This window comes from Enterococcus ratti, assembly GCF_001886195.1.
Lineage (GTDB): Bacteria > Bacillota > Bacilli > Lactobacillales > Enterococcaceae > Enterococcus_B > Enterococcus_B ratti.
Genome location: NZ_JXLB01000011.1, coordinates 1 through 15715 on the forward strand (window position 1 = coordinate 1; position 15715 = coordinate 15715).

A 15715-nucleotide genomic window follows, 5' to 3' on the forward strand; every position below is an offset into this window, starting at 1 on the left:
CCAAAAGATAAGATTTTCAGTTGATTTAAAGGTTTTGTTGGTTAGGAATGAAAGAAAATAAGTAGTAATAATTATTAAAAGCGATAGTTAAAAAATAAGAAAATAGGCTGGTGTGAATAGAAATGGATACACAAATTAAAGTAGAGTCATTCAAAGAATTTATCAAAAAAAATAAAAAAGTATATTTTTTATCAGGCGTGATTGCGCTATTACTCCTTGTTTTACTCATAGGATACAATTGGAAAACCAGTCAAGCAAAACAAGAAGCAACAGGAGAAGAAATTACTTTTCTTTTAGAAAATAAAGAAGGGAATCCCTATCAAAATGCAGAGGATATCCGTAAAATTTTATTATTGGAATTAAATGAAGATAGTACTATACCAAAAACTATCAAAAAAGAATTAAGTGAAAATCTAACAGTTACAAGAGATGCAAGTAATTTTTTTATTGTAACGGTGGATCAATATACGAGCAAAGAAAATATATTTGTGAAAGATAAAGTACTTTCTTATTTGAAACAAGGAACCATACCGTTTTTTAAAGATAAAACAATCGTTGATCTTAGTGAAAATACGAAAGAAATTTTTAAACCCGTTCAAGCAAACAAACTTTCACCAAAAAAATTAATTATTTACTTTGTAGGTGGATTGATTCTTTTTGTTATTTTAGGCACAATTTTATCGGTTATTTTTAGACGAAAATACACGTTAATCTCCGATGATTTTTCTTTTTTGACAAATCAACGTGTTGTAAACATCAGCCATTTTTCAACACTTGATAAGCAAAAATGTATCGAAAATACGTTAATGAATATCATTACTCCGACAATTGTTGTTACACAATTGCACAACTTAACTTTTAAAAATAATAATGTCGTTGTTACTGATGACTTAGGTAATGCCTTTTTACCACCTTTTGAAGTCCATAAAATTCTAATGATTTGTGAAAAAGAAAAAACAACCAAAGATTGGTATCACTTACAAATGGAACTATCGAAAATTTATTCAGAAGATACAGACATTATATTAATTTAGTTAGGCTGTGAAACTATGGAGATTTATTTATTATTCTTTTTATTACTGCTTGTAAGTTCTTTTTTTGAGCTTCTCAAAAAGAAACCCTATTTTTTTTGGGGGGCAGTTATTTGCTTAATTTTATTTGCAGGTCTTAGGTATAAAACAGGGTATGATTTTGATTCCTATTCACGTATCTATGATTCTGTTACTTCACTAGGATCAATTTTTTCCAAAAATATTCCAGCAGAACCCGGCTTCTTGTTTTTGAATTATCTCTTTAAAAGTTTAGGGTTTGATTTTAGTACGTTTGTTCTCTTCTTTTCGATGATTAGTATGCTTTTATTGGCGAATTTTACGTTTTGCTTTTCAAAATTTCCAAGTTTTATTTTGCTGTATTATTATTCTCGCTTTTTCTTAGTAAGAGACATGGGACAAATAAGATCAGCATTTGTAGTAATCATTTGCTTGTATGCTTTACCTTATATCCAAAAACGAGAATTTTTTAAAGTATGTATGATTTCTATTTTTGCTAGTTTGTTCCATGTTGTAGGAATCTTTTTAATTCCTGCTTACTTGTTTAGTCTCCTAATTGGTGAGTTGAATTTAAAGAAAGTGATTGCAACCGTCTCACTTTCTGCCATAGTTGGCATAATCTTTTTTAACCCGCAATTATTTTTATGGATGATTCCTAGCCGATATGCTGGTTACTTCGCAGGAAATTATGTAAATGGTAAATGGATTTTTAATCCAGTATTTGTTATGCAGTTGATGATTTTAGTAGTTTCAGTTATTTTACTTCAAAATGAAAATGAAAAATATAAAAAGATGATGAATACAATTTTACAATGGTATTTGATATCGACTTGTTTGTTGATTTTATTTGGACCGTTAGCAACAGTAGGGGGAAGAATCAGTACAATCTTTGCTACAAGTGAAATTTTGGTGGTACCCTATTTATTTTCAAGACTATTTAAACATAAGGCGTTATCCGTTAGCTTATTTTATCTGTTTTGTTTTTGTATTTTCGTATTAATCTTTATTATTTCTGGAGCCTACAATTCGTATATTCCCTATTTGATACTATTTTGATATAAAGGATGGATGATATGACTAAGCGTGTGTTGCATTTTCAAGGGAGAATGGGTAGAGGCGGTGCTGAATCTTTCATGATGAATATGTATCGAAAGATTGACCGTGAAAAAATCCAATTTGATTTCTTAATTTATGATGATTATCAAGATGTTCAAGATTATCATGCTGAAATAGAAAAATTGGGAGGAAGGATTTTTGTCGTGACAAATCCTAAAAAAAACATCCTAAAATACTTGCATGAAGTGAATAAACTATTAAAAAAAGAACAATTTGATATCGCTCATAATGAGGTCTACTTTGGAGGCGGCATTAATTTATGGCTTGCTAAGAGAAATAACATACCCATCAGAATTGCGCACAGCCACGCTACGGAAGACGGCAAAGGAAATTCTGCTGTATTAGGGCTTCTTCGTAAATATTTACACCATTTGTTAATAAAAAATGCCACTGATTTGGTTGCTGTAAGTAAAGAAGCGGGTGAAAGTCTGTTTGGAGATCAAAAGTATGTGATTGTAAACAATGGAGTAGATTTTACGCAATATCAATTTTCTGAAGAAGAAAAAGCAGCTAAAAAAAGAGAATTAGGTCTCAGTGATAAAAACTTGATTATTGGTAACATTGGTCGAATGGAAGAGCAAAAAAACCAAATGTTCTTGTTAGATATATTCGAGGCGGTTCACCAAAAAAATCAACAGGCGAAACTTCTTTTAATTGGCAACGGCAGTTTAAAAAATCAACTATTAAATAAAATAGACCAATTAAAATTAGCAGATGCTGTTTTATATTTAGGAGAGCGTGAAGATATCCCTGCGCTTCTTTCAATCATGGATGTCTTTTTGCTGCCTTCTTTGTATGAAGGACTTCCGATGGTAGGCATTGAGGCGCAAGTCAGTGGGAAAAAAATGGTTTTTGCTGATACCATTTCTCGAGATATTAATTTGACGCCCAATACCCATTTTGTCAGTTTAAATGCTCCTGTAACAAAATGGGCAGAGATTCTATTAGAAAAACCATATACGAATGAACAAACAAGCAAATTAGCTGAATTTGATGTAAGTAATACAGTGAAACAAATGGAAAAAATATATTTGAGGTGATACGTGTGAAAACTGGTGTAATTTTTATAGGAGATATCATTTTCTGCCCGTTTATGAAATTATATACGGATATTTTAGAGGCGCATTCCGAGGATTATGATATTCTTTTTTGGAAAAGAACAAATGAGAAGGCTAATTATCCAGATAACTATCTTTTTTATGAACATACCTCAAAATTAAATAAAAATAAATTGTTAAAAATTCCTGACTTTTTTAGGTATCAACAATGGCTGAAAAAAACTGTTAAAGAGAAAAAATATGACAAATTAATTATATTAACGACAGTACCCGGGTTACTTTTAAGTAAAGAATTGATCACGAAATATCAAGGAAAATATATTTATGATATTCGCGATTATACGTATGAGAATTTTTCTTTTTATAAAAATTTAGAAAACAAAGTCATTGATAATTCTTATTTTACATGTATTTCTTCGCTTGGTTTCAAGAATTTTTTACCACAAAATGATTATATATTAGCTCACAATATGCAGATGGAAGAATTAGCGAATCAATCCAATTTTATCAAGAAAAAAGAAGCACCTTTAAATTTAGTCTGGATTGGAGCCGTACGCTATTACGACCAGCAAATTGATATTATCGATAACTTAAAAAATTCAAAGAAAATTAATCTTATCTACCATGGAATTGGAGAAGATTATGAGCGGTTAATGGACTATGTTAGCAAAAATCAAATTCACAATGTGAAATTTACGGGTAAATATGTCAATAAAGAAAAAAGTAAACTTTTAAAAGACGCGGATCTTTTATTAAATGCCTATAAATTAGCAAATCAACACAAAGTTAAGCACCTTATCTCTAATAAATATTATGATGGTTTGATATATGGGATTCCACAATTAGTAGAAAATGATTCGTACAAACAAGAAGAAGTAGAAAAAAGGAATTTAGGGGTAACTGTTGACCCGAAAGATCCTCAATTAGAAGAAAAACTACTAGATTATTATTTTGCAATTGATGAAGAACTGTTTAATAAAAACAAAAAAGCAGCGCTAAGTGAGATTGAAAAAGATCAGTTGTATTATATTAAAAAAATTAATGACTTCGTAGAAATGCCAATAGATTAGGAGAAGATAACATGAGAAAGAAATTCATTTTTTGCAGTGTTCCTGACTTTTCAGATAATGCACGAGCCATGTTTGAATTTATGATGGACTATCCAATTGAAGGGGAATATATTTGGCTTTTCAACGATCAGAAACATGCAGAAGATCATTTTTTTGATAAATATAAGGAAAAAAACGTGAAATTTCTTCAAAAAAATTCCTTTATAGGCATGTATCATTATCTTACTGCTACGATTTCTTTTTCAGACCATGGCATATTTAATAATATTCCTCGCATGATTTCTCCAAAAAAAATTGAATTATGGCATGGAATGCCTTTAAAACAAATTGGAAATTATAATGAGAAAAATACGATTTTTTTTGATAAAACGATCTCTACATCGCCTATTTTTGACAAAGTTTTATGTAAAGCATTTGGCGTAACTGACAAACAATTAATAGCTACCGGACTTCCTAGAAACGACAAGCTTTTTTTGAAAAGCTCCTACAATATCAGTCAATTATTCTTCATGAATGATTTTCCAGTTGTCGCATGGCTACCTACTTTTAGAAAACATATATCAGGAGATTATAATGACGGTGAATTTGAAAATAATAAACTAGCTTTTTTTGATTTTAATGAATTAAAAATAGTAGATAAACAACTCAAAAAAGCTAAAAAGAATCTTTTTGTGAAATTACATCCATTAGATATCTTGAACAAAGAAAAAAGTTTAGATGCCTCTTTTGAACAAATCCGTATTTTAACAACGGATCAATTTGAAAATCAACATTTTGATCTATACAAAATCTTATCCGAGGTAGAAAGTCTGATTACTGATTATTCTTCTGTATACTTTGACTTTTTATTAACTAAAAAGCCAATTGGGTTAGTACAAACGGATGTGCAAGAATATAAAAATACCCGAGGTGTAATCAGTGAAATTGAACAACAAATGATAGGAACAGAAATTAAATCAAAAGAAAATTTTATCCAGTTTATTACGGAAAAAAACAAGAGTCATTTGGATTATGATAACTTAATTGATGTTTTTCAAAAGCGTGATACACACGGCAATAACGCAAAAGCGATATGTACCTATCTTCAACTGATAAAAGAAGATAAGAAAAGTCAATAAAGAAGTTGAGTGAATAATGAAGAAAATTTTAAGTAACATATTTTACAACGCAACCTACCAAATATTTATTATTATTATTCCAATTTTAACGGTTCCTTATGTCTCAAGAATTTTAGGCGCACAGCAGTTAGGCATCAATTCATTTTTACTTTCCATCAATACCTTTTTAGGTGTAGTAATCTTAATGGGGTTGGGCCAATTGGGTGTAAGAATGATCTCTAAATCAGATGCACTAGAACTTAAAGAAAACTTTTTTAACTTATGGAAATTACAATTAATCTCAGGATTATTGGTGGTCTTATTATTTGCTGGTGGAACTTTTTTATTTGTAGAAGATAGAATTTATTACTGGCTACAACTGCCAATGCTGTTATCTTATATCCTAGATATTTCATGGTTTTTCATAGGAATTGGGGAGATTAAGACTGTTATTACAAGAAACACGGCAGTAAAAATTACTATGTTGATTTTAATTTTTGCTTTAGTAAAAGATCAAAATGATTTAGGCTTATATATGTTAATCAACAGTGTTGGTTCTTTACTTGCTAATCTTTTCTTTTGGCTTTCTCTTAGAAAGTATATTTTTAATTCCAAACAAAAAAAGGAAAATTTTTCTTTAAAATCTGTTAGCAGTTCTAAAAGTTTATTATTACAATCATTAACTTTATTAGTACCACAAATTGCCGTTCAAGTTTACACGAGTTTGGATAAAACCGTCGTTGGCTGGATCGCTGGTTCTACTCAGCTTTCTTACTACGATCAATCGCAAAAGATTGCGCGGATCGTTCTTTCGATTGTTACATCCATTAGTGTTGTGTTAATGCCTGCAATGGCAAGGATTGATGGCAGTGAAGAAGGAGAAAAAAAATTAAATCAAATTTTAAAAGTGTCTTATGATTATACGTTGATTATTTCCTTATTTTTTGCTGCTTTTTTATTTTCAATTTCTAGTATCTTTGTTCCATTTTTCTTTGGAAATCATTTTGTTTCAATGATTCCTAATATGAAGTATGTGAGTATTATCATCATTCCGATTGCTATCGGTGGAGTGTTTGCGAATCAATTTACTTTAGCAAAGGGAATGTATAAAGAATATTCCATTCCTTATGTAGTTGGTGCTGTTTTGAATGTTGTGTTAAATCTAAGTTTAGTTCCGGTATTTAAAGCAAACGGAGGAACTGCCAGTTTAATTATAACAGAAAGCATTGTTTGTTTTTTACGTATTTTCCTGATTAGAAAACAAGTAGATTTAAAAATTATTTTTAAAGGGCAAACAAAATTTATACTAGCAACGTTTATTACCTTAATTGTAGGCAATTTTTTAGTTATAACGAATGTCAATGCATTTTTAGATATTTGTTTGAACGGCATGATTTTGTTAAGTGTTTTTATAGGCTGTCTTGTTTTATTTAAGACAAGAATTTTAAATGATCTTTTACTAGTCAAAAATAAAGTTATGAAAGGAGAAAAAAAATGAAAAAAGTAATCACGTATGGTACGTTCGATTTACTACATTATGGACATATCAATTTATTAAGAAGAGCAAAAGAGCAAGGAGATTATTTGATTGTTGCTCTTTCTACGGATGAGTTTAATTGGAATGAGAAACAGAAAAAATGTTATTTTGAATTTGAAAAAAGAAAACAGCTTCTTGAAGCAATTCGCTATGTTGATTTAGTAATTCCGGAAGAATCGTGGGAACAAAAAGTAAGTGATATTAAAGAATATAAGGTGGATAAATTTGTTATAGGAGATGATTGGGCAGGAAAATTTGATTTTATTGAAGAAGAAACGACAGCTGAAGTAATCTATCTTCCAAGAACTCCAGAAGTTTCAACAACACAAATAAAAAATGATTTGGTCGGGAAAAAGTTTTAATATCATTCCCGTTTATCTATATTTTTCCATCGAATAAGTCAGGATTTTTTAGTTGAGAAGATACGTGAGTTTGCACGAGTGGTGTAATTGCTGTTCTCAATAATAAAAATTCTTGTCTTATTTTTTTATGCATAAAAAGCTTTATTTAATGGAAAAAGAAAAATAAATATTCATAGCTAGCAGAAAAAAACAAGGGATGGCAGTTATGTTCAATCAAAGAAACTCTCTTAAAAATAAGGGAGCTACTTAAGATGAAAAGAGAGTTTAGAAAAAGAAAGGATAAATTGAATTAGAATACTAAGTAAAGTATACTATTGAAAGGATGAACAAAAAACAGGAAGTTAAAAAATTTTTCTTTAATGAAATATGGATGAGAAAGAAAAAACAGGTAGGATTGTTAAAAAAGTAAGTAGCGAAGAGTATACTTAGAAGATAGAATGATGGGAGTGAAAACTATGGAAAAAATATTGATTACTGGAGGAGCGGGATTTATTGGTTCTACTTTAGCCAATTATTTAGGAAAAGAAAATAAAATTATTACAATTGATGATTTATCAATGGGAAAAGTAGAAAACCTAGATCAAAATAAAAACATTACTTTGATTAAAGGAAATGTGGCAGATCCAAAACTAATGGAAGAAATAATGCGTACCTATCAATTTGATTATATCTTTCATTTGGCTGCCGTAGCAAGTGTCGCTGATTCAGTCGCACGTCCCTTAGAAACACATCAAGTCAATTTTGAAAGTGTTTTGCTGTTATTAGAATTGGTTCGTCAGTATCAACCAGCTATTAAACGAATTGTTTTTAGCTCTTCGGCAGCTGTTTATGGAGATGAACCAACGTTACCTAAAAAAGAAGAATCAGTTATTCGTCCGCTGACGCCGTATGCAATTGATAAATTTGCTGCAGAACAATATGTTTTGGATTATTGTCATTTGTACCAAGTTCCGGGAAGTGCTGTACGCTTTTTTAATGTTTATGGTCCCAATCAAAATCCCAATTCACCGTATAGTGGCGTGATTTCAATTTTAGTAGATCGTTATAAAAAACATTTGGCTGGAGAAAAAACTTCATTTACCTTATATGGTGATGGAAGCCAATCAAGAGATTTTGTATTTGTAGATGATGTGATTCAAGCGTTGTTGCTTGTGGCAAAAAAAGAAAAAGCGTTAGGCAAACAATTTAACGTTGGTACTGGTAAGTCCACTACATTGCTTGCGTTGATTCATACTATTAATCAAATTTTAGGAACAGAGTTATCTTTAGACTATCAACCGGAACGTTCAGGGGATATTCATGATTCTTTAGCAGATATCTCTAAAATTCAGTCCATTGGGTATCAACCAAAGTTTGACGTGTTGAGTGGCATGAAAACTTATTTAGAAACAGAACTATAAAAAAGGTTGTGTCAGATGAATCGACTTTCAAAAGTTAGAGCTAAAATTCTAACTTTTGAAGATCGCTACAGAAACTATTTTGGCGCAACTTTTTTTCATGTTTAGAAATAGTTTTGTTTTTCACACTTTTATAAAAAAGAGAGTAAATTTTCAAGCACCTGTGCTTGTGTTTTGAATGACTTCTTTATAAGATTGCTGAGTCTTCGATTAAATTATAAATTTGGTTTCTTAAATCAGTGACAGTACGTTTTATTTTTTTATCGGCTTGGATATTACTTTCCATTACTACCGCATCTTTTAAATCTCTTTTGAAGGCAGCTGCACAATGGAAACGATTGATGTTTCCCTGTGCCAAAACATAATTGTTTCCACAGTAAACACCGCCGCGATAAGGATGATTTTGTGAACTTTCTTTCCATAATGAACAAAGTAGCTTTTTAGGAAGAAATTTTCCAGCTAATACTTTTGTAAAAAATGTGTTTAAATCATATACCGACATACTGATATTACCAGTACCTAGTTCATTTCGAATTGTTGTGGGGGATTCGGTTAATGTTTTGCAGTAGTTATTGTAAGCTGACATTTTATAAGAACAAGCGTGATCCACTGAATGCTTCACTTGAGCATAAAAATTAGTATGTTTTAATCCAAGTGGTCGAATGAGTTCATTTTTTAATAACGTTTCATAAGATTGATGTGTTAATTGAACCAAAATGCCAGCTAATAGGGTAAAATTGACTGGTTCGTAATGGTACGTATGATAATCTATTAATTTTAGATGCTTGATGGAAAATTGAATCACTTGTTCGTCTGTTAGCGGAATACTTGGCGTAGCTGTGCGTTTTAATCCAGATTTCATGTAAAGCAAGTCTTTAATAGAAATGAACTGACTGCTAGGGATTTGAGGATAAAATACAGCTAATTTGGTATCTAAAGAAAGACGGCCAAGTGCTATTTGTTTTAAGATCAAAAGAGCAGTCATTGCTTTTTGAATAGAACCGATTTGATAATAAAGGGAAGGATCATTTGGCTTTTTTATTTGTTCATTTGCGTAACCGTAGCCGCATTCAAGAATGGTACGGTTATTTTTTTTTACGTAAATAGAGCCGATATAATCATTTTTCTTTAAGAGTTGATGAATTTTTTCTGCTATTTTTTTTTCATCAGGTGAAAGCTTCAGATGTTTTTTTACTATTGTTTGAGAAGACTTGTTTTTGTCAGAAGTTTCAGGTTGATACTGCCATAAAATAATGCCTGTTGAAATAAGACTGATGCTTAGAAGAAGGAGGGAGAACGTAAAAAAAGAATGAGTTCTTTTTTTTGCATGTTTACCTTTTTTCATCATGGTTCCAAAAAATTCCTTTCAATTTAGTTACTATAGTTACTATTTTTTTCGCACTGTTTATTTTAATAGGACGGTACTTGTTTTTCTACTTACAATTTTGATAGAATAATTAAATAAAGGAATTCACGTTAGCTCAATTATCATGTATAATGAATAGAGTTACGAAGTCGATAGTAAGGAGGAGTTGTTTTGTCAGAAAACAAACAACGCCCAGAAGCGAAAAAAAGTAAGCAGCGTCATTCTTCAAAAAAAGATGAAGTAATGAATCAAAGAAAAAACTTACGCAAAAAAGAAGAAAAAATTGTTGGAAAAATCATATTAGTGATTGTCCTCATGTTAGTGATCGTTGGAGGAATTCTTGGTTTTACAGTTTATCGTTATGTTGATAGCGGATTGAAGCCACTTGATCCAACAAATAGCCAACTTGTTCAAATTGAAATACCAAGTGGATCCTCAAACAAGCAAATTGGCGAGATCTTAGAAAAAGACCAAGTGATCAAAAGCGGCATAGTCTTTAACTATTATACAAAATTCAAAAACTTGACTGGATTTCAAGCTGGTTATTATCAAATGGCGCCGAATATGACACTCGATGAGATTGGCAAGCAACTGCAAGCAGGCGGTACTTCAGAGCCAAAAAAAGTTGCAGATGGAAAAATTGTGATTCCTGAAGGATATGATATTGATCAAATTGCTTCAAGAGTAGCTAAAGTGACTGGCAAAGAAAAACAAGCATTTTTAGATTTAATGAAAAACAATTCATTTTTTAAAGAACTTCAAAAAAAATTTCCAGAATTATTGGAGAGTGCGAGTCAAGCAAAAAATGTAAAATATCCTTTAGAAGGTTACCTGTTCCCAGCTACCTATGATTACTACAAAGAGATGTCACTAAAAGATTTGGTCGTTCAAATGGTTAATAAGACAAATACCGTTTTACAACCTTATTTTTCAACAATCAAACAGCAACATCTTACGATCCAACAAGTATTAACATTAGCTTCTTTAGTTGAAAAAGAAGGAGTAAAAGAAAATGATCGTAAAAACATTGCACAAGTCTTTTTCAATCGTATTAAAGCAAATATGCCATTGCAGTCAGATATCTCTGTGCTGTATGCATTAGGCAAGCATAAGGAAAATGTCTCTTATCAAGATACGGCAGTGGATTCTCCTTACAATTTGTATACAAATACAGGCTATGGACCGGGGCCGTTTGATAATCCTAGTGAAGCTTCGATTCAGGCAGTATTAGAACCGATTAAAAATGATTACTATTATTTTGTAGCAGATATTAAAAACGGTAATGTTTATTTTGCAAAAACTTATGAGGAACATTTAAAATTAGTTGATAAATATGTCAATAATTCGTAGAATAGTAATTGTGTACTAACTATTTATTTTTAAAATAGAAAATCATTTACATTTTAAGAAAAGCGTGGTAATCTTTTTTGGACTATGTTCCTTAAAAGATTACTTTTTAGGTACCCCACAGAATAAGAAGGAGACGTTATATATGGTTGAGAAAGTTTACCCCATGACTCTAGAAGGCAAAGCCAAGCTAGAAGAAGAATTAGAACAGTTAAAAACAGTAAAACGCGGAGAAATCATTGAACGCATTAAGATTGCTCGTGGATTTGGCGATTTGTCTGAAAACTCAGAGTATGAGTCTGCTAAAGATGAGCAAGCCTTTGTCGAAGGTCGTATTACAACGCTTGAAAACATGATTCGTTTTGCTCAAATTATTGATAATGACGGCGTAGATGCCGATGAAGTGTCCATTGGTAAAACAGTTACTTTTATTGAATTACCAGATGGTGAAGAAGAAGCGTATACGATTGTAGGAAGTGCAGAAGCAGATCCGTTTTCTGGTAAAATTTCAAATGATTCTCCTATTGCACAAGCATTAATTGGAAAGTTCGTCAATGATGAAGTAACAATTGCTACTCCTGGCGGCGATATGTTCGTTAAAATTGTCAAAGTAGAACAAGCATAAACAAAAGTAAGTTTAATGTAAAGAGATCATAATGGGTATCGCCTCAAGAAATAAGTCGGAATTTACGAAAATTGTTCGTCAGATTTTTGTGAATTTCGGCTTATTTTTGAAGAAGCAAACCTTGTTTTTACTGTTGTGAAGAAGCAGGCAGATTTTTTTGTCTCGTGCGGTAGTTAAATATTTACATCTTAAGTCCTATAGTATAGGTGTATAAAAATAGGTATGATGAAATGAGAAAGTTCATGAAAGGAGAAAAAGAATGAATAGTTCTTGGCGTTTTTTTATTGTTGTCGAGGCCTTATTGTTATTATTTGTATTTTGGCAAATTATGAATAATATTGGGCTGCTTCTTTTAGTGCTATTTGGCATTTTAAATATATATTTAGCATTAAGAAAATCTCCTCGCTCAGGTTTTCAAAATTTTCAGTTAATCATGGGAAGCATGATCATTTTTTTTGGGTTAGTCAATAGCCCCGCCTTATGGTTGATGTTACTATTTGCCATTCTTTTTATCGGTCTTAAAGGCGTAGAAGTTTCTGGAATTAAATTAACTAAAAATGTTTTTTGGCGAAAAAAACAAATGATTATGGTTCAGACGGATCAATTAAAAAAGCATAATAATGAACGAAAAAAACAGCAATTATTTGGAAACAAACGTATTGGCAATGATATCTATGAATGGGATGACATTAATATAGCTCTTATTTCAGGCGACACCATTATTGATTTAGGTAATACACTCTTACCTAAAGATGATAACATTATCATTGTTCGAAAAGGAATCGGTCGAACGCGAATTTTAGTCCCTTTAGGAATTGCGATAAGCTTAGAACACGCGACATTAGTCGGCAATGTTTTATTTGAAAATGAACAATATTCTTTAAAAAACGAATCAATTAAGATTTATAGCAGTGATTATGATGAGAATCCTCGGCGTTTAAAAATTATTACGAATACACTTCTTGGCGATGTTGAGGTGATTCGCGTATGATTAGCAAATTATCTAAAACTATGATTGCAAGCTATGCCTCAGTCGCTGCTTTTTTAATCATTGTTTTTTCCTTTTGTACTTATTTTTATGCAAATAATCAATCAGATTGGCGAACACTTTTAAGTGTACGGTTATTCTACGTTCCAATTATCTTTCATTTATTTCTGATTGCTTTGGGAGTCGGGTTCGTAGTTTTTTTACTGATATCAATTATCCAAAAAACAAAGTATGGAAAAATTGAAGAAAAATTAAGAGCCTTATCTTCTGGAAACTATGAATCCTATCATTTAGATAAGCCTCTTCCAAGTGCTCCTGATGAGAATTATATTCAAGACATTGATAAAGAAATTACAAAAATTAAAGAAAAAATGATTGAAGTATCTAGTGAATTGCAAATAGTTACAAGTCGCCCGCAATATGTAGATGGACAAACAAAAGAAGAAATTTTAGAATTAGAAAGGCATCGCTTGGCTCGTGAACTCCATGATTCGGTTTCACAGCAATTATTTGCAGCTATGATGATGATGTCGGCTTTAACAGAACAAGCCGAAAAAACAGAGAGTTCAGAAATGTTTCGAAAACAGCTGCGTCTAGTAGCTGACATTATTAACGCTTCTCAGTCTGAAATGCGAGCACTTTTGTTGCACCTGCGTCCCGTAAACTTAGAAGAAAAAAGCTTGAAGCAAGGAATCGAACAATTATTAAAAGAATTACAAAATAAAATTCAAATTTCTTTAAAGTGGGAAATTGAAGACGTCAAATTATCCAACTCAATTGAAGATCATCTTTTTCGCATCGTACAAGAATTACTTTCAAATACATTACGACATGCTAAAGCGAATGAATTAGAAGTTTATTTACACAAAATCAATAATAATTTATTACTACGAGTGATCGATGATGGTACAGGATTTAACATGAACGAAACAAAAACAGGTAGTTATGGATTGAATAATATCAAAGAGCGGGTAGCCGGTATTGGTGGAACGGTTAAAATTATTAGCTTTAAAGGACAAGGTACAAGTATTGAAATTAAGGTTCCTTTAATTAAGGAGGTATAATAAAAGATGATCAAAGTATTACTCGTAGATGATCACGAGATGGTTCGATTAGGTGTTTCTTCGTATTTGTCGATTCAAGAAGACATTGAAGTTATCGGTGAAGCAGAAAATGGTCGAGAAGGCTATAAAAAAGCAATGGAATTACGTCCAGATATTATCTTGATGGATCTAGTCATGGAAGAAATGGATGGAATTGAATCAACGAAGGCTATTTTAAAAGAATGGCCTCAAGCAAAAATTATTATTGTGACTAGCTTTATTGATGATGAAAAAGTCTATCCGGCTATTGAAGCTGGTGCTGCTGGTTATTTGCTAAAGACTTCTACAGCTCATGAAATAGCAAATGCAATAAGAGCTACTCAAAGAGGAGAACGTGTTTTAGAACCGGAAGTAACAACAAAAATGATGGAACAAATGAGTAAGCGCAGCAAACCGATTCTTCATGAAGAATTGACCAATCGAGAAAATGAAATTTTGATGTTAATATCTGAAGGAAAAAGCAATCAAGAAATTGCTGATGAACTATTTATCACATTGAAAACAGTTAAAACACATGTTTCAAATATATTGGCAAAACTGGAAGTAGAGGATCGTACACAAGCAGCAATCTATGCTTTTAAACATGGATTAGTAAAATAACACGATAGTTTTTATGAATTATTTTATGTAATCCATAAAATACAAAAAACGAAGATTGATTTCGAGATACTAATTCTTGTTTCTAGAAAATAAACGAATCAATTCAAAAATATTTTAAGTTTTTGAGAGGTTTTTGCTTATTTTTTGTATACATGTTTATCTTTTTTAATGGTAAATGAAACAGCTAACAGTTCGCTTTTTACTAGAAAAAGTTCATTCTTAAGTTTCTAATAAATTTTTCTACTTAAACTATATCTAAATAAGAAAGCTTACTTTTGTTTTTAGAAAGCCTTTGCTATACTTAAATAAATAAGTAAAGGAGGAAACAAGTGAAACAAAATTTTGCAATTGTTGGACTTGGTCGTTTTGGCGGCAGTGTCTGTCGGACGCTGGTTGAATCAGGCCAAGAAGTGCTAGCTATTGATAGCAACGAAGATCGAGTCAATGAATATATGAATATTGCTACTCATGCCGTGGTAGCCAATGCACAAGATGAGATGACGTTACGCTCGCTTGGAATCAGAAACTTTGATCATGTGATTATTGCGATCGGAGAAGACATCCAAGCAAGTATTTTAGTGACGTTGATGGTGAAGGAAATGGGTGTTCCCAATATTTTGGCAAAAGCACAAAACGAATACCATGCTCGAGTGTTAGAAAAAATTGGTGCTGATCGGGTCGTTCATCCAGAACGAGACATGGGTAGCCGAATCGCTCATCATTTAGTATCTAAAAATATATTGGATTACTTAGAATTGTCCGATCAGTTTTCTCTTGCTGAGATTCGCGTGTCTAATCCAAAATTCTTCAATAAAACATTAGCGGAATTGAACTTTAGACAACGATATGATTTAACGGTAGTAGCAATTCGCCGTTTTGATCGAACAATCGTCGTGTCGCCGTCTGCAGATGAGTATGTGCGGGAAAACGATAACTTATTGGTGATTGGTGAAACAGAAGATGTTGATATTTTAGATGATAAAATGAATCAATAAGGAGA

Annotated in this window: 15 protein-coding genes; 14 read left to right on the top strand and 1 reads right to left on the bottom strand. The window is 31.6% G+C overall.

Annotated features, from left to right (window positions below):
• The first annotated feature begins 122 nt into the window (after positions 1 to 122).
• The 8 genes from RV14_RS06445 to RV14_RS06480 all read left to right on the top strand — a co-directional run bounded on the left by RV14_RS06445 (position 123) and on the right by RV14_RS06480 (position 8689).
• On the top strand, positions 123 to 1034 hold the full coding sequence (locus RV14_RS06445; protein WP_071855478.1) for a hypothetical protein: 912 nt from the start codon (positions 123 to 125) through the stop codon (positions 1032 to 1034).
• Between the two features lie 15 nt (positions 1035 to 1049).
• A complete protein-coding gene (locus RV14_RS06450; protein ID WP_071855479.1) occupies positions 1050 to 2105 on the top strand; it encodes an EpsG family protein in 1056 nt (351 codons plus the stop codon).
• Positions 2106 to 2122: 17 nt separating this feature from the next.
• Positions 2123 to 3205 carry a glycosyltransferase family 1 protein gene (locus tag RV14_RS06455; protein ID WP_071855480.1) on the top strand — a complete coding sequence of 361 codons (1083 nt, stop codon included), beginning with the start codon at positions 2123 to 2125 and terminating at the stop codon, positions 3203 to 3205.
• Positions 3206 to 3210: 5 nt separating this feature from the next.
• Entirely contained in the window at positions 3211 to 4293 is a 1083-nt protein-coding gene (locus RV14_RS06460; protein WP_174544641.1) for a glycosyltransferase family protein, read from the top strand.
• Positions 4294 to 4304: 11 nt separating this feature from the next.
• Positions 4305 to 5411 (top strand): CDP-glycerol glycerophosphotransferase family protein, encoded by a 1107-nt coding sequence (locus RV14_RS06465; RefSeq protein ID WP_071855482.1) that lies wholly within the window; start codon positions 4305 to 4307, stop codon positions 5409 to 5411.
• A gap of 16 nt (positions 5412 to 5427) precedes the next feature.
• On the top strand, positions 5428 to 6888 hold the full coding sequence (locus RV14_RS06470; RefSeq protein WP_071855483.1) for an oligosaccharide flippase family protein: 1461 nt from the start codon (positions 5428 to 5430) through the stop codon (positions 6886 to 6888).
• A complete protein-coding gene (gene tagD, locus RV14_RS06475) occupies positions 6885 to 7289 on the top strand; it encodes a glycerol-3-phosphate cytidylyltransferase (protein WP_071855484.1) in 405 nt (134 codons plus the stop codon). Before RV14_RS06470 ends, tagD begins: the two co-directional genes overlap by 4 nt.
• 455 nt (positions 7290 to 7744) lie before the next feature.
• Positions 7745 to 8689 (top strand): NAD-dependent epimerase/dehydratase family protein, encoded by a 945-nt coding sequence (locus tag RV14_RS06480; RefSeq protein WP_071855559.1) that lies wholly within the window; start codon positions 7745 to 7747, stop codon positions 8687 to 8689.
• Between the two features lie 184 nt (positions 8690 to 8873).
• Here the strand turns inward: RV14_RS06480 and RV14_RS06485 are convergent, their stop codons facing one another.
• The gene (locus tag RV14_RS06485) at positions 8874 to 10031 is read right to left on the bottom strand and encodes a serine hydrolase domain-containing protein (RefSeq protein WP_071855560.1); all 1158 of its coding nucleotides are present in this window, start codon (positions 10029 to 10031) and stop codon (positions 8874 to 8876) included.
• Positions 10032 to 10223: 192 nt separating this feature from the next.
• On the opposite strand from RV14_RS06485, the gene mltG reads away from it, so the two are divergent.
• From mltG to RV14_RS06515, 6 genes are all read left to right on the top strand, one after another.
• Positions 10224 to 11402, top strand: coding sequence for an endolytic transglycosylase MltG (gene mltG / locus RV14_RS06490; protein WP_071855485.1), 1179 nt, complete (start codon positions 10224 to 10226; stop codon positions 11400 to 11402).
• 142 nt (positions 11403 to 11544) lie between these two features.
• Positions 11545 to 12024: a transcription elongation factor GreA gene (gene greA / locus RV14_RS06495; protein ID WP_071855486.1), complete on the top strand. Its 480-nt coding sequence runs from the start codon at positions 11545 to 11547 to the stop codon at positions 12022 to 12024.
• Between the two features lie 259 nt (positions 12025 to 12283).
• On the top strand, positions 12284 to 13015 hold the full coding sequence (liaF, locus tag RV14_RS06500) for a cell wall-active antibiotics response protein LiaF (protein WP_071855487.1): 732 nt from the start codon (positions 12284 to 12286) through the stop codon (positions 13013 to 13015).
• Complete coding sequence (gene liaS / locus RV14_RS06505) at positions 13012 to 14076, top strand: two-component system sensor histidine kinase LiaS (protein ID WP_071855488.1); 1065 nt, start codon at positions 13012 to 13014, stop codon at positions 14074 to 14076. The genes liaF and liaS overlap by 4 nt, the downstream gene beginning before the upstream one ends.
• A 6-nt stretch (positions 14077 to 14082) precedes the next feature.
• Positions 14083 to 14715 (top strand): response regulator transcription factor, encoded by a 633-nt coding sequence (locus RV14_RS06510; protein WP_071855489.1) that lies wholly within the window; start codon positions 14083 to 14085, stop codon positions 14713 to 14715.
• Positions 14716 to 15044: 329 nt separating this feature from the next.
• Positions 15045 to 15710 carry a potassium channel family protein gene (locus RV14_RS06515; RefSeq protein ID WP_071855490.1) on the top strand — a complete coding sequence of 222 codons (666 nt, stop codon included), beginning with the start codon at positions 15045 to 15047 and terminating at the stop codon, positions 15708 to 15710.
• The last annotated feature ends 5 nt before the right edge of the window (positions 15711 to 15715 follow it).

Excerpts from the sequence above, each read along its gene's own strand:
- tagD (WP_071855484.1), top strand. The coding sequence starts at position 6,885 with ATGAAAAAAGTAATCACGTATGGTACGTTCGATTTACTACATTATGGA.
- RV14_RS06470 (WP_071855483.1), top strand. The coding sequence starts at position 5,428 with ATGAAGAAAATTTTAAGTAACATATTTTACAACGCAACCTACCAAATA.
- RV14_RS06450 (WP_071855479.1), top strand. The coding sequence starts at position 1,050 with ATGGAGATTTATTTATTATTCTTTTTATTACTGCTTGTAAGTTCTTTT.
- RV14_RS06455 (WP_071855480.1), top strand. The coding sequence starts at position 2,123 with ATGACTAAGCGTGTGTTGCATTTTCAAGGGAGAATGGGTAGAGGCGGT.
- RV14_RS06485 (WP_071855560.1), bottom strand. The coding sequence starts at position 10,031 with ATGAAAAAAGGTAAACATGCAAAAAAAAGAACTCATTCTTTTTTTACG.
- greA (WP_071855486.1), top strand. The coding sequence starts at position 11,545 with ATGGTTGAGAAAGTTTACCCCATGACTCTAGAAGGCAAAGCCAAGCTA.
- RV14_RS06465 (WP_071855482.1), top strand. The coding sequence starts at position 4,305 with ATGAGAAAGAAATTCATTTTTTGCAGTGTTCCTGACTTTTCAGATAAT.
- liaS (WP_071855488.1), top strand. The coding sequence starts at position 13,012 with ATGATTAGCAAATTATCTAAAACTATGATTGCAAGCTATGCCTCAGTC.
- RV14_RS06510 (WP_071855489.1), top strand. The coding sequence starts at position 14,083 with ATGATCAAAGTATTACTCGTAGATGATCACGAGATGGTTCGATTAGGT.
- liaF (WP_071855487.1), top strand. The coding sequence starts at position 12,284 with ATGAATAGTTCTTGGCGTTTTTTTATTGTTGTCGAGGCCTTATTGTTA.
- RV14_RS06445 (WP_071855478.1), top strand. The coding sequence starts at position 123 with ATGGATACACAAATTAAAGTAGAGTCATTCAAAGAATTTATCAAAAAA.
- RV14_RS06480 (WP_071855559.1), top strand. The coding sequence starts at position 7,745 with ATGGAAAAAATATTGATTACTGGAGGAGCGGGATTTATTGGTTCTACT.